Source organism: Alteromonas stellipolaris, assembly GCF_001562115.1.
Classification (GTDB): Bacteria; Pseudomonadota; Gammaproteobacteria; order Enterobacterales; family Alteromonadaceae; genus Alteromonas; species Alteromonas stellipolaris.
Genome location: NZ_CP013926.1, coordinates 1,444,901 through 1,459,067, shown reverse-complemented (window position 1 = coordinate 1,459,067; position 14,167 = coordinate 1,444,901). Strand labels below are relative to the sequence as shown.

The 14,167-nt window shown below is 41.9% G+C and carries 12 protein-coding genes; 5 read left to right on the top strand and 7 right to left on the bottom strand.

Annotated features, from left to right (window positions below):
• Nucleotides 1-23 precede the first annotated feature (23 nt).
• The gene (gene fur, locus AVL57_RS06050; protein WP_057792126.1) at nt 24-449 is read right to left on the bottom strand and encodes a ferric iron uptake transcriptional regulator; all 426 of its coding nucleotides are present in this window, start codon (nt 447-449) and stop codon (nt 24-26) included.
• A gap of 314 nt (nt 450-763) precedes the next feature.
• Here fur and AVL57_RS06045 point away from each other — a divergent pair, with 314 nt between their 5' ends.
• Nucleotides 764-2,770, top strand: coding sequence for a methyl-accepting chemotaxis protein (locus AVL57_RS06045; protein ID WP_057796173.1), 2,007 nt, complete (start codon nt 764-766; stop codon nt 2,768-2,770).
• A gap of 96 nt (nt 2,771-2,866) precedes the next feature.
• Here AVL57_RS06045 and fldA read toward each other — a convergent pair whose 3' ends face one another.
• The 5 genes from fldA to AVL57_RS06020 all read right to left on the bottom strand — a co-directional run bounded on the left by fldA (nt 2,867) and on the right by AVL57_RS06020 (nt 6,817).
• Entirely contained in the window at nt 2,867-3,391 is a 525-nt protein-coding gene (fldA, locus tag AVL57_RS06040; protein WP_013784294.1) for a flavodoxin FldA, read from the bottom strand.
• A 29-nt stretch (nt 3,392-3,420) separates the two neighbouring features.
• Complete coding sequence (locus AVL57_RS06035; RefSeq protein WP_057792124.1) at nt 3,421-3,639, bottom strand: DUF2788 domain-containing protein; 219 nt, start codon at nt 3,637-3,639, stop codon at nt 3,421-3,423.
• 110 nt (nt 3,640-3,749) lie between these two features.
• A complete protein-coding gene (locus tag AVL57_RS06030; RefSeq protein WP_057792122.1) occupies nt 3,750-4,532 on the bottom strand; it encodes an alpha/beta fold hydrolase in 783 nt (260 codons plus the stop codon).
• A gap of 119 nt (nt 4,533-4,651) precedes the next feature.
• Nucleotides 4,652-5,053 (bottom strand): H-NS histone family protein, encoded by a 402-nt coding sequence (locus AVL57_RS06025; RefSeq protein WP_057792120.1) that lies wholly within the window; start codon nt 5,051-5,053, stop codon nt 4,652-4,654.
• Between the two features lie 114 nt (nt 5,054-5,167).
• A complete protein-coding gene (locus tag AVL57_RS06020) occupies nt 5,168-6,817 on the bottom strand; it encodes an electron transfer flavoprotein-ubiquinone oxidoreductase (RefSeq protein WP_057792117.1) in 1,650 nt (549 codons plus the stop codon).
• A 365-nt stretch (nt 6,818-7,182) separates the two neighbouring features.
• Between AVL57_RS06020 and AVL57_RS06015 the strand changes: the two genes are divergently transcribed.
• Together AVL57_RS06015 and AVL57_RS06010 are read left to right on the top strand one after the other, a co-directional pair.
• On the top strand, nt 7,183-7,935 hold the full coding sequence (locus AVL57_RS06015; RefSeq protein WP_057792115.1) for an electron transfer flavoprotein subunit beta/FixA family protein: 753 nt from the start codon (nt 7,183-7,185) through the stop codon (nt 7,933-7,935).
• Nucleotides 7,932-8,858, top strand: coding sequence for an electron transfer flavoprotein subunit alpha/FixB family protein (locus AVL57_RS06010; protein WP_057792113.1), 927 nt, complete (start codon nt 7,932-7,934; stop codon nt 8,856-8,858). Before AVL57_RS06015 ends, AVL57_RS06010 begins: the two co-directional genes overlap by 4 nt.
• A 96-nt stretch (nt 8,859-8,954) precedes the next feature.
• Here the strand turns inward: AVL57_RS06010 and AVL57_RS06005 are convergent, their stop codons facing one another.
• Entirely contained in the window at nt 8,955-9,263 is a 309-nt protein-coding gene (locus AVL57_RS06005) for an isoamylase early set domain-containing protein (RefSeq protein WP_057792111.1), read from the bottom strand.
• Nucleotides 9,264-9,624: 361 nt separating this feature from the next.
• Between AVL57_RS06005 and AVL57_RS06000 the strand changes: the two genes are divergently transcribed.
• On the top strand, nt 9,625-10,881 hold the full coding sequence (locus AVL57_RS06000; protein WP_057792108.1) for an efflux RND transporter periplasmic adaptor subunit: 1,257 nt from the start codon (nt 9,625-9,627) through the stop codon (nt 10,879-10,881).
• Nucleotides 10,881-14,030, top strand: coding sequence for an efflux RND transporter permease subunit (locus AVL57_RS05995; protein WP_057792106.1), 3,150 nt, complete (start codon nt 10,881-10,883; stop codon nt 14,028-14,030). Before AVL57_RS06000 ends, AVL57_RS05995 begins: the two co-directional genes overlap by 1 nt.
• The last annotated feature ends 137 nt before the right edge of the window (nt 14,031-14,167 follow it).

The following is a 14,167-nucleotide window of genomic DNA, read 5'->3' as shown; positions in this document are numbered from 1 at the left end:
CAAAATTAATTATGTTGCGATAATTAGTCGTTACCTTCGCAATTGCCATCTGTACATTCACCATAAAGGTACAGACTATGGTGGGTAAGCTTAATATTATGTTTTTTCGCAATCATGTCTTGGCGCTGTTCGATAATATCGTCTTCAAACTCAATTACCTTGCCGCATTTAAGACATACTAAGTGATCGTGATGTTCTTTGTGGCTTATTTCAAAAACTGATTTGCCGCCTTCAAAGTGATGGCGATTCAATATACCCGCATCATCGAATTGGTTTAACACGCGATACACTGTTGCAAGACCAATCTCTTCTTCCTGTTCGATCAGAATCTTATACACGTCCTCGGCACTGATGTGTTGATTTTGAGGTTCTTGCAAAATTTGCAAAATCTTGAGACGTGGCAGGGTTACTTTTAAACCTGCTTTTTTAAGTTCTTTATTCTGATCCATTACAACCTACTGAGAACGAGATGTTTATCAATGGAGCTATTATAGGTAACTCGTCAGGATTTAAAAGTAAAACTACTGTTTCTTGTGCGGTACGATGGAAATTCGAACGAATTAATAATTTTGACCGAAGTAGCTTGCTGCTGACTATTTTATTTTTTGAGGACAGACCAGTTTGTAAGTGCCAGTTATTGTTAATAATTAATGATATCTATCTAAACTTAAAGTGCATATTTTTAACATTCTGTTAAACTTGTTGCAATAATGGTAAAACGAGGTTGGTACGTAGATTTCATCGCGTACCTTGAACTATGCCAATGCAATTAACAGTTATAAATAAAATAAAAATCGGTTTTGGCCTTTTTGGTTGTTTGTTACTTCTCACAAGTATTCTTTCTTATTTCGGTTTAAACGACATTAGGGGTTCAGCAGAAGACGTGGTTGAACGCAAAATGCCAGCCCAAACCAGTATGCTTAAAGTGAAAACCGAGATCCTGTCGTTATCTGTCGTTACAGCAAATGGTTTTCACGAAAATACGCCTGCCGCTTTGTCTCAAAATCAAAAAGAGTTCGAATCTTTGTCGAATGAGTTTGTTGCCGATCTCGATAACCTAACCATTATTCTTCCAGGCAATTCCATTGCGGTAGAAGCAGTAGAGGCAAGCTTAGCTTACGTAGCAAACAGTCATGGTATGTATACCGCCTTAGCGAAGCGAATGGCGTTGGAAAGCGCGTTAGAGGACAAACTAAATGAGGTATTAAGCGCAGCAGATGAAGCAAGCGCTTTAATGCTAGATTTGTCCTACTTAGATTCAGATAGTCCAAGCCTAGACACTTTGATTGGTGCAGGTACTAATATTGACAATAAGCTGCTCACAACCACTGATTCGTTCAGCGAACTAGCTGCCAGTGAGGACGAACAAGACACCGCCAATATTATTGACGATATAAAATATCAAATTAGTAATATTACGGTAGATAAAGATTACATAAATCGCCTTATACTTGATATTGATGATGGGGGCACGGTCGCCGCTTTTAACGAGCAATTTGCGTTAGTCACCGAGAACGTTAATGGCGCTAGTGGTTTAATTGCATTGCAACAAAAAAAATTAAATGAAATCGCCTTAGCACAGGTAAAAAAGGATGAAGCATTAACGGCCTTGCAGTTAGCGTTAAGCAGCATTAATACACTGTTTGATAGTGTGCAGTCTGAATCTATTCAAGGGCAAAATGCTATTCTTGAATCAGTGCAAACCAACTTAGTCAAAAACTTTATTGTGGCCGTTATCGGCCTGATTGCAGCAATTACGTTAGCTGTTCTAGCAACACGCAGTATCTCTACACCTCTTGGAAGAATTAATGAAGGGTTAACTCAACTAAGTAAAGGGGATTTAAGTCACACGCTGCCTGAAATAGGGAATGATGAGTTTACTGCGCTTTCTGTTAAAGTGAATAGCTTAACCAATAGCTTGCGAGAGTTAGTAGGGAATATTTTAGAGCAAGAAAAACGCTTAATTACCATTACTAAAGAGAGTGTCGCATTAGGTGAAAAGAGCTTACAAGGAGTGGATGAACAACGTAAACAGGTAACGGTGATTTCTACCAATACCCAGGATGTTCAAAATACAAGCCGTAGCAATTTGAGGCAGATAAATGATGCCATGGAAGCACTGCATACGGTAACCGCTCAAAGCGAAGAAATTAGTGTGCTGGTTGTCCAAAACCGCAATCAAGTAAACAGTCAAGCCCGTCAGGCTGAAGAGTCCGCAGATATTATAAATCGATTAGATGGACACTCACGCAGTATTGGCAGCATACTGGATGTAATTAAAACCATTGCTGAGCAAACTAACTTGTTGGCGCTTAACGCCGCGATTGAAGCAGCTAGAGCAGGAGAGCAAGGCAGAGGCTTCGCTGTGGTAGCCGATGAAGTGCGCACCTTGGCAAACCGTACGCATAACTCGACAGAAGAAATTGAGTCTATGATTGGCAATCTTCAAAAAGATGCCGAGAAGGCGGTGAAAGCGATAAACGCGGGTAGGGAACAAGCCCAGGAAGGGGTAGAAATTACCCAACAGGTGTCGCAGCAGGTTGAAAGTATTCGAGAAATTATTGCTCGTTTAAGTCAGATAAATGAGCATATTGTTTCAGATACCCAGCAGCAAGATGTATTGCTTGCAGATGTTGCGTCTAGCTTGAATACCATTGTTACATTGGCTGATTCTAGTGCCCAAAGTACCCGTCAAGCCAATGAGTCGACTATGATGCTAGATGCTCAAACTGACAGCCTTAGAAGAGCGGTAGAGCGTTTTCAGCTTTAACCCTGTCGAGTATTTAAGAGTTATTTAAAATACGCCAACAAAAACGCCGCTAATATAAGCGGCGTTTTTATTACTCATAGGCATGAAGCTGATGAATTAGGCTAGCTCAGACAAACACAGTTCGTCGTGAATTTGCTTACACCATGACTTAACACGCGACTCGGTAAGCTCTGGCTGACGGTCTTCATCAATACCTAAGCCCACAAAGTGATTGTCGTCTGCCATACCTTTAGATGCTTCGAAATCGTAACTCTCGGTAGGCCATTGTCCTACTAAGATGGCGCCACGGCCTTCAACGATATCGCGAACCATACCCATAGCGTCAAGGAAGTATTCTGCATAGTCTTCCTGATCGCCACAGCCAAAAATAGCCACGAGCTTGTCGGTAAAATCAATGTCTTCTAGTTCTGGGAAGAAATCATCCCAGTCACACTGCGCTTCACCGTAGTACCAAGTAGGGATCCCGAAAATAAGCAAATCAAACTCTGCTATATCTTCTTTGCTGCTCTTGGCAATGTCTTTTACATCAATTAGCTGTTTACCCAGTTCCTTCTGGATCATTTTCGCAACATGTTCGGTATTACCGGTGTCACTTCCGAAAAACAGGCCAACGCTTGCCATATCAAACCTCTATTATTCGTTACTAGTTACTATACACCTGTGCTTAGCCAGAACCATTCAATGATTCCCTTTGCTAGGAAACCAATGGCCCCTAAGCCTAATACCCCATAGGTCACAACACGCCCAATTAACGGCACATTATTTTTCGATAGGACATCGTGTACCGCAAAGCTCATCAATACAAATAGTATAAATAAACCGCCGTACAGCATGATGGTTTCAATTAGCTCAAAGTTTTCTGCAAGCATAGTGTCTTTATTGGAAAAAATCTGGCGCAACTATATCACAGTATATACGCCTAGCAGAGTCAAAAAGGGTCAAAAAAAAGTAATAATAGTCATTCGCATCTTAGATGGCGTTAACTTGTTGCCTTTTCTAATGTGCGAGCCACAATTGCATTAAAAATACTTGGTTTCTCAGCATGTAGCCAGTGCCCTGTACCCTCAATAATGTGAGCCTTGGCACGAGGAAAGTATTTTGCAATTTCCTTCCTATAAGAATTATTAATGTAATCCGACTCGGCTCCTTTAATAAACAAGGTTATCCCTTCAAAGGTCAAATTACTTTGAGGCCAATCAAGTATTCGTGAATAACTTTCAATTAATCCATCAACATTAAAGCGCCATTGCCACTCGCTGTTTTCAGTTTGGTATAAGCTTTTAAGTAAGAACTGCTGTACACCAGGTTCTTTAACATATTCAGAAAGAGCGGTTTGTGCCTCTTTCCTATCACTTATCGTGTCTAGAGGAACGTTTTTGAGGCCATCAAACACCGCTTGATGACTATGTGAATATTTGACGGGGGCAATATCTGCCACTATTAAATGGCTAACACGGTCAGGGTTTAATAACGCAAATTGCATTACCACTTTACCGCCTAAGGAATGCCCTAAAAAGGCAGCTTTATCAACCTGGTTATTATCGAGTATTTCAACGATTCCCGTTACTGCGGCTTCCAACGTAAATCCGTCAGTCCAAGGGGATTGCCCATGATCAGGTAAATCTATACTAATAATATTATAAGTGCTTTCGAAATGGCGCTTAACGCCTGCTAAATTGTCAGCACTACCAAACAAACCATGAACTAACACTAGCCATGGTGAATTTTTCTGGGCTTCGGATAATTTGAAATGCAAAGACACTTTATACCCTATTAAAAATAGTAATTAAGACTAGTAGTGGGGGGAAATTTAAAAATGACAAGAGATAGGGTGGTTAGCAGTAAACTAACTCACTGCTAACCCACTTTATAGCATTAACACTACGCGTTTACTGAATAGTCTTCCAACGACTTTCCGCTTTCAAGTGCTTCTTTGTATACGCGAGGCATACGACCAATGCCTGTCCAAGGGTGGGTAACACCTTCGCTATCCGTTAATTTGTATTTAACTGGACGCTTTTTACCCACCTTTTTAGGAGTGTCTTCATTTAATGATTGTAAGTCTTCGAAGTTTAAACCCGCTTCTTCCATTTGTTTTTTGATTTCTTCAAGCTTGGCGCGTTTTTCTTGACCGATTTTTTCTTCTTCAAGCGCTTTTTCTTTTCTTTTATCAATAATGTTTGCAAGTTTTTCTTGCACAGTTTCTAGCTCTTGAATGCTTAATTCCTTTACAGCACCTTGTAAACGTCTTCCATGGGTTAAAATATCTAAAAATTCGTTCATTTAATAACCTTAGCGTTTCGTAGTGGATTTTTCGGGCGAATCATAATTAAATTTAGCACAAAAAAAAAGCGGAGAAAGTCCGCTTTTTAATTTTTTAAGATAAATGGCTTTAAATTACATGTTCGGGTAATTTGGACCACCGGCACCTTCAGGCACAACCCAACGAATATTTTGTGAAGGATCTTTAATATCGCAGGTTTTACAATGCACACAGTTTTGCGCATTAATTTGAAAACGTTTAGACCCTTCTTCTTCAATTATTTCGTAAACACCGGCGGGGCAGTAGCGCTGCGCAGGCTCTGCGTATTTAGGGAAGTTTACTTCTAAAGGAATAGAGGCATCTTTTAATTGTAAATGACAAGGCTGCTCTTCTTCATGATTGGTGTTTGATAAAAATACCGAAGAAAGTTTATCAAAACTTAAAACGCCATCCGGTTTAGGATAGGCAATTTCTTTTGCATCAGAAGCCAAATCAAGTTGGGCATAATCTTTATGTTCGTCTTTCATAGTGAAAAACAAATTACCATTAAAGAAGTTCTGCTCTAGGGTATTAAATGCGCCACCCCAGAAATTACCTAATTTATGAATAGCGGGTCCGAAATTACGTGAACGGAATAATTCATCATATACCCACGAATTTTTAAATTTATCGGTATAGCTAGTTAATTCACTTTCAGGTACCTCGACATCTTTCGCTAATGCTTCAATAATTGATTCAGCAGCTAACATGCCTGATTTCATGGCTGTATGGTTGCCTTTAATTTTAGCAAAGTTAAGTGTCCCTGCTTCACAACCTACTAATATTCCACCCGGAAACGTCATTTTAGGTAAAGAATTAAAACCACCTTTTGCAATAGCACGGGCTCCGTAAGAAACACGCTTACCGCCTTCCAAATATTGTTTAAACACAGGGTGATGCTTTAACTGCTGGAATTCATCAAACGGGCTCAAGTATGGGTTGCTGTAGTTCAAATCAACAATAAGACCTACAAATACCTGATTATCTTCTGCGTGATATAAATAGCTACCGCCAGTTGCGTCGTTTAGCGGCCAACCAGCACTGTGTACTACTAATCCAGGTTGATGCTTAGCAGGGTCGATATCCCAAATCTCTTTAAAGCCTATTGCGTAATGTTGAGGCGAGGCGTCTTTATCAAGCGAAAAGTGCTCGATAAGGTCTTTACCTAAATGCCCACGGCAACCTTCAGCAAATACCGTGTATTTCGCACGAAGTTCCATACCTGGCATATAGCCATCTTTTGGTTGTCCATCTACGCCAACACCCATGTCGCCTGTTAGTACACCACCAACACTGCCGTCGTCATTATAAATGACCTCTGAAGCCGCAAAGCCTGGAAAAACTTCCACACCGAGTTGTTCCGCTTGCTCAGCTAACCAGCGACAGACATTACCCATCGACACAATATAGTTACCATCGTTATGCATGGTTTTAGGGGTAATTGCGTTTGGTAGGCGTTTTGATGATGATTCACTATTCAATAAATAAATATGATCTTCGGTCACTGGGGTGTTCAAAGGTGCGCCTTTTTCCTTCCAATCTGGAAAAAGTTCGTTCATTGCTCTAGGCTCAAATACCGCACCTGAGAGAATATGTGCACCCACTTCAGAGCCTTTTTCGACAACACAGACCATGAGTTCTTGGTTGTTTTCATTGGCAAGCTGCATAAGCTTGCAGGCGGTTGATAGTCCAGCTGGGCCGGCACCGACGATGACTACGTCAAACTCCATCGATTCTCGTTCCACGGGTGGCTCCTTATGTTCGGTTTTTTATAGTGCACTATTGATGAAACAAATAATGCGATGTGTCAAAAACATGTAAATTAATTGTCGCCCTGAAAGGTAATCTAGGTTGACGTTTACGTCAACAGTAAGTACATTGCAGGGAGTTTACGTTAACGTTAACTAGCAGCACAAATACTGTGCAAGTAAACGCGGTGTTAATGATATTTTGGGTCTAGCCTTTTGAAAATGTCTTCGCCGCTACGCAAAGTTAGCGTAAAGCACATTGTTTAAGTTTCAGAATGCGTGGTGAAGTAACGCTGTTTTCTTAACTGCTTTTTAGCATGGAATAGCAACATACACCGACGAACTCAACAATTGAGGTAAATATGAAAATACTCGTCCCGGTCAAACGCGCGATCGATTACAACGTTAAAGTAAGAGTGAAGGCCGATAACTCTGGCGTCGATCTTACTAACGCTAAAATGGCCATTAACCCTTTTTGCGAAATTGCTGTTGAAGAAGCAGTAAGACTAAAAGAGAAAGGGATAGCGACAGAAATCATTGTGGTTTCTATTGGCGATAAAAGCTGCCAAGAACAAATTCGTACTGCGTTAGCACTAGGCGCCGACCGCGGTATTCAAATTGATACAGACCAAAACCTAGATTCTCTTCAAGTGGCTAAATTGCTTGCTAAAGTTGTTGAAGAAGAACAGCCTCAGTTGGTGGTATTGGGTAAACAAAGTATCGATTCAGACAACAACCAAACCGGACAAATGCTTGCTGCATTAACCGGTATGCCTCAAGGCACCTTTGCATCAGAAGTAGCGGTAGATGGAACAAGCGTCAACGTTACCCGTGAAGTAGATGGAGGTTTACAAACGGTAGCCTTAACGTTGCCAGCCGTTGTAACGACCGATTTACGTTTGAATGAACCACGCTATGCTTCGCTACCAAACATTATGAAAGCGAAACGTAAGCCGCTAGATGTTAAATCAGCTGCCGACTTTGGTGTGGCACTTGAATCTAACGTCAAAGTGCTCAAAGTAACACCGCCACCTCAACGTGAAGGTGGAGTGAAAGTTGCGGATGTTGCAGAGTTGGTGGAAAAACTTAAGAATGAAGCAAAGGTGATCTCATGACAGTTCTTGTATATGCCGAGCACGACAATGCTAGTTTGAAGTCGGAAACTGCAAAAATGGTTCATGCTGCAGCGAAAATGGGTGGCGATATTCACGTGCTTGTAGCGGGTGAAGGTTGTCAGGCCGTTGCTGACAGTGCTGCAAAAATTGAAGGTGTAAGCAAAGTATTGCTTATCGACAATGCAGTGTACAAATACCAGCTTGCTGAAAACGTAGCTGATTTAGTGTTATCACTTGCTGATGATTACAGTCATTTATTAGCCGCAGCTACTACAACAGGTAAGAACTTCATGCCTCGTGTTGCTGCACTTTTAGATGTTGCTCAAATTTCTGACATCATTGGTGTTGAAAGCGAAGATACCTTTATTAGACCTATTTATGCTGGTAACGCTATTGCGACAGTACAATCGTCTGATAGCAAAAAGGTGATTACCGTACGTGCCGCTTCTTTTGATGCTGCAACTACAGGCGGAAGCGCTGAAGTAACGACACTAGATGTGGTTAAAGTAAGCGAAAAATCTAGCTTTGTATCTGAAGAGCTTACTGAGTCAGAGCGCCCTGAGTTGACCGCTGCTGAAGTGGTTATTTCTGGTGGTCGTGGTATGCAAAACGGTGAAAACTTCAAGTTACTTGAAGGTATTGCTGACAAGCTAGGTGCTGCTATTGGTGCATCACGTGCTGCAGTTGATGCGGGCTTCGTACCGAATGACATGCAGGTAGGTCAAACGGGTAAAATCGTTGCACCGCAGCTATATATTGCCGTAGGTATTTCAGGTGCCATTCAGCACCTTGCCGGTATGAAAGACTCTAAAGTCATTGTTGCTATTAACAAAGACGAAGAAGCGCCTATTTTCCAAGTTGCAGATTACGGCTTGGTGGGTGACTTGTTTGATGTGTTGCCTGAACTAGAAAACACACTGTAAATACAACGCTTTTATCAAAGTCAAAAAAGGCTGCCTTTAAACGCAGCCTTTTTTAATGCTCGTATAAACAGTTAGAAACCGCTGACGAGGGCAGTGTTAAACACGAACCACAGAATTATCTTCACTTCCAATGCTAGAAGGGAGATAAGCATCGGCGGCCCAATCGTTTTCCCACATATCACCATCGAGTAGATAGCGAAATTGGTACTCATGATCAGTTTCTAGGTTAATAGTCAGCGTAAAATCGCCGCTCTTTAGTTTTTTCATCGTCAGAGGTTGCTTGTCCCACTCGGTAAAGTCGCCCACAAGGCTAGCTTCGTCAGCATTTTTTGCTTCTTCAGCGGAAAGGCGGAATGTTACTTTACAAACGGGTTTAGATTTCAGGTATTGCTTTTTTAGGCTCATGACAGGTCATCCCTTTTAGCGTAACAAATTCGTTGTTGCATCGATAAGTGCAACTTTTCCTGCAAGTGTGCAGGTGTTTAAATAATCAACGATTATTGCTCATTTGGCAATCTTACATTTTAATTCTAGGCGGATTTTTTTATATTACGTTGAGTAGCGCAATAATTAGTTGAATAATTCACAATTTTTAACAAACGAAGACAAGCGCTTCACGTTGAAACACATTACACTAGAACCAATAAAAAAATAATAAATCACGTATAGCTTTAACCCATTGTTCGCCAGACACATTTCACTTATGCAAATAGGTGAGTCTCGGTTCAAAGGTTAAGCATCAGTACTACGTTTTATAGGGAAAATAATGAAAAACTCCATTTGGATCAAAAGCGGTATACCTCTTATCATCATTCTGGTCGCGTTTGTTATTGCGGCAATTATGATTTCCTCTCGTAAGCCGCCAGAGCAAATCCCCGTTGAAACGCAAGCCTTCCTTGTTGATGCCAAACCAATGGAATACCAACCTGTTAGCTTTGTGGTTGACTCACAGGGCAACGTAGTACCTCGCAACAAAACATCACTTAGCGCACAAGTTAGCGGCCGCGTCGTGAGTTTGTCTGATAAATTCATTGTTGGGGGTATGTTCCAAAAGGGGGATGTGCTAATCACCCTTGAACAAGATGACTACCGCACCGAAGTAAAGTTGGCCGAAGCCGAACTAGCTCAAGCTCGTGCTGCTCTTGAAGAAGAACTAGCAAGAGGCAAGGTAGCAGAACAAGAATGGCGTTCAGTCAGCAGTGTTGTGCCGCCAGAGCTAGGTTTGCGTAAGCCTCAACTAGCAAAAGAGCAGGCAAATGTTAAAGCTTCAGAGGCAAAATTAGAGCGTGCCAACCGTAACCTTGACCGCACATTAATTAGAGCGCCCTACAATGGCATTGTAGTTGAGCGAAACATCGATTTGGGTCAATTTGTATCAGCAGGGGCCACGGTAAGCACCGTTTATTCAACTGACACTGCAGAGGTACGCTTACCCATCACCGACAAAGACTTAATGTTTGTTGATATTGGTAACCAATCAAGCAATCAATCTGACGTGACGTTAAACGCGACAGTAGGCGGCAAAAATAGAACTTGGACAGGTAAGTTAGTTCGCTCAGAAGGTATTTTGGATTCTGGAAGCCGTGTTCTTTATGCCGTGGTTGAAGTTAAAGACCCTTATCAATTTAACGGTGGTGATAATGCGCCACTTCGTTTTGGTCAGTTCGTTCAAGCCAAAATTGTTTCTCATCAAAAGCAAGACTTAACCGTATTGCCGCGCTCGATATTGCGCCTTGATAACACAGTGCTCACCGTAAATGATAACCGCGAAATTGAAATTGTACCGGTAGACGTAGTACGTACCACGGCAGATGAAGCCTTCATTGGCAGTGGCTTAAACAGTGGCGCGTTAGTGGTGACCAGCGCAGTTCCAAATCCTTATAATGGTATGAAAGTCAGACTTCCAGGTGATGAGCCTGCCATGCCACCAGAAGCAGAGAACGATAAAGAGTCAGACACTCAATCAGTAGACGTTAAAGACGATACTACTGTAACTAGCCCTGCTTCTTCTGGGGGTAAGTAATGAGTCAAATTGATACGGAAAAAGGGTTAATCGCTTGGTTTGCGCGCAACAGTGTTGCGGCAAACCTGTTGATGTGGTTGTTAATCGTTGGCGGGCTATTTGGTGCCTTTAGTATTCAAAAGCAAGTTTTCCCTAGTTTTGAAATAGATATCATCAACGTTCGCGTACCGTATTTGGGTGCTGCGCCTCAAGAAGTAGAAGAGGGCGTAATTCTCAAGATAGAAGAGTCGATTAAGAATTTAGAAGGCATTAAACAAGTCACCTCTACTGCGGTAGAGGGGATGGGTACGGTGAGCATTCAAGTTGAAGAAGATTACGATATCCAATCTTTACTTGATGAAGTGAAGGTGCAAGTTGATGCCATACCTCTTTTCCCAGCCGATACAGAAAAGCCGGTTATCTATCGCCAAAAAATTCAGCAAGATGTTATTTGGATATCTGTGTTTGGCGATGCCAGTGAACGTGAACTAAAAGAGTTTGCAAAAGACATTCGCGATGATGTTGCAAACCTTCCCGGTATTTCGAGTGTGCAAGTTGTTGGTGCCAGAGACTACGAAATTTCGGTTGAACTGTCTGAGGTCGACTTACAAAAATATAACCTGACTTTTGCCGACGCGGTTAGTCGTTTAAGTCAATCGAGTATCGATTTACCTGGTGGTTCTATTCGTACAGAAAATGGTGACATTCTGCTTAGAACCAAAGGGCAGGCTTACACGGGTTGGGATTTCTCTCAAATAGTGTTGGTTACCAATTCTGATGGTACACGGGTAACGTTAGGCGATGTTGCTTATATAAATGATGGTTTTATTGAGAACAACCAATATGCATTATTCGATGGAAAGCCAGCGGTTAGCCTTCGTGTGCAAGCGGTGGGTGATCAAAATGCATTAGAGATATCAGAACAAGTAAACGGCTACATCGACGAGAAAAAGAATGACTTTCCAGCTCATATTTCCGCCGACACATGGGGAGATAGTTCGTTTTATCTAGCGGATAGATTGAACATGATGCTAGAAAATATGTTTTTTGGTGGCTTGTTGGTGTTCTTGGTACTGTCGTTGTTCTTAAGAATAAAGCTGGCGTTCTGGGTTATCGTTGGCTTGCCTGTGTGTTTTTTGGGTACGCTACTGGTTATGCCTATCGATATGCTTGGTGTGTCTATCAATATGCTGAGTTTATTTGCCTTTATTTTGGTGCTTGGAATAGTGGTGGACGATGCCATCATAATGGGAGAATCGGCCTATTCCGAAATTGATCAAAAAGGGCACAGCACTGAAAACGTGATTGCTGGTGTTAAGAAAGTGGCTATGCCAGCCACCTTTGGGGTGCTTACTACCATAGCGGCATTCTCTCCTATGCTAATGGTATCTGGTCCCTTTGGTGTTATTTGGAAAACCATTGGGCTAGTGGTGATCATTTGTTTGGTGTTTTCATTAATTGAGTCGAAGCTTATTTTGCCTGCACATTTAGTGCATATGAAACTAAAGCCTTACGATCCTGCGAAGGCAAATAAACTTCAAAAGTTTAGAGACTTTTTCAGTGAAGGTATTAAGCGTTTCATACACAATGTTTACGCGCCATTTTTAGAAAAGACCATACGTAACCGTTACACCACGGTATCCGTTTTCTTAGCCATGCTAATCCTTACTATTGGTTTGTTTGGTGGCGGCATTGTTCGATTTGTTTTCTTCCCCAGTATTCCTAGCGACTTCATGTTTGCAAGTTTTGAGTTAGAGCCAGGCTCTTCGCTAAAACAGCGAGACGAAGTGCTTACAGCATTACGTGAAGGCATGATGCGTATGGATGAAAAGGTGCGTGACGATACTGGTGAAGGTGTAATTAAACATTCCATGGCGTTTGATAACGGTGACTTGGGCGGGGAGGTGTTCGCCGAACTGACCAAAGGTGAAACTCGTACCATGGCCGATTATGAAATTCATCAGTTGTGGCGTGATGAAATGTCTGAAATTCCAGGCGTTAAGACGTTCAGTATTGGCGCCCCTGGTGGCCCAGGTGGTGGTGCTGATCTTAGCTTCGAATTTAGTTCTGGTGATATTAGGTCGTTAAGAGCCGTAAGTGATGAACTAAAAAGCATCTTGTCGGGTTACGATGGTGTAACCGACATTAACGATACCTTCTCAGGTGGTAGTGAAGAGATTCAATTAGCATTGAAACCTCAAGCCGATGCATTAGGTATTACGCTACAACAACTTGGGCAGCAAGTACGTTTTGGCTTTTACGGTGCGGAAGTACAGCGTATTCAACGTGACGATGAAGAAATTAAAGTCATGGTGCGTTACCCAAGAGCAGAGCGTAGCTCAATTGAGCATTTAGAAAATATGCGTATTCGTGCGCCAAACGGACAAGAGATACCTTTCCAGCAAGTGGCTAGCTTCACCGTGGGCGAAGGCTTTGATTCTATCATTCGTGTAGATGGCAGCCGTTCTGTTACGGTAACTGCTGTGGTAGACAAGGCATTAATGGATCCGTCTGAAATTACAGGTGAGGTTATCGACTCTGTCATGCCTGATTTGTTGGCACGCTACCCTAAAGTTGATTTCCAGTTACAAGGAAACGCAAAAGAACAAGCTGACGCTATGATGAGTTTGGCGCAGGGCTTGTTGTTTGCCTTATTTGCGATTTACGCGCTATTGGCAATTCCTCTTAAATCTTACAGCCAACCATTTATCATCATGTCAGTCATACCTTTTGGTGTGGTGGGTGCCATTATTGGGCACCTAGTATTAGGCATGGCGGTGAGTGTGCTGTCGATTTGCGGCATTATTGCGTTATCAGGTGTTGTGGTTAACGACAGCTTGATTATGGTGGACTTTGTTAACCGTGCCCGCCAAGAAGGCCATTCATTAATGCGCGCAGCAATTAGCGCAGGTACCCAGCGTTTCCGCGCAATTATATTAACGTCGTTAACCACCTTTATGGGGCTAATGCCAATTGTATTTGAGCGAAGTCTTCAGGCACAAATTGTTATTCCTATGGCAATTTCATTGGCGTTCGGCATTTTGTTTGCAACGGTTATTACTCTGCTATTAGTACCGGCCTTGTACCTAATATTGAACGACATTAAAAATGTATTCAAAGGTAGAAAGCATACTGAATCAGTAGGTTCTGCATCGATAGAGCAACAGTAACACGGGCTAATAAATTCAAAAACTCCCGTCTAGTTCGCTATACGGATTATAAAAACACCGCATTGGTTCGCCAATGCGGTGTTTTTGTTTGCATTTTGTACGATTTGCCATATACTGTACAAATAAACAGTGAATGG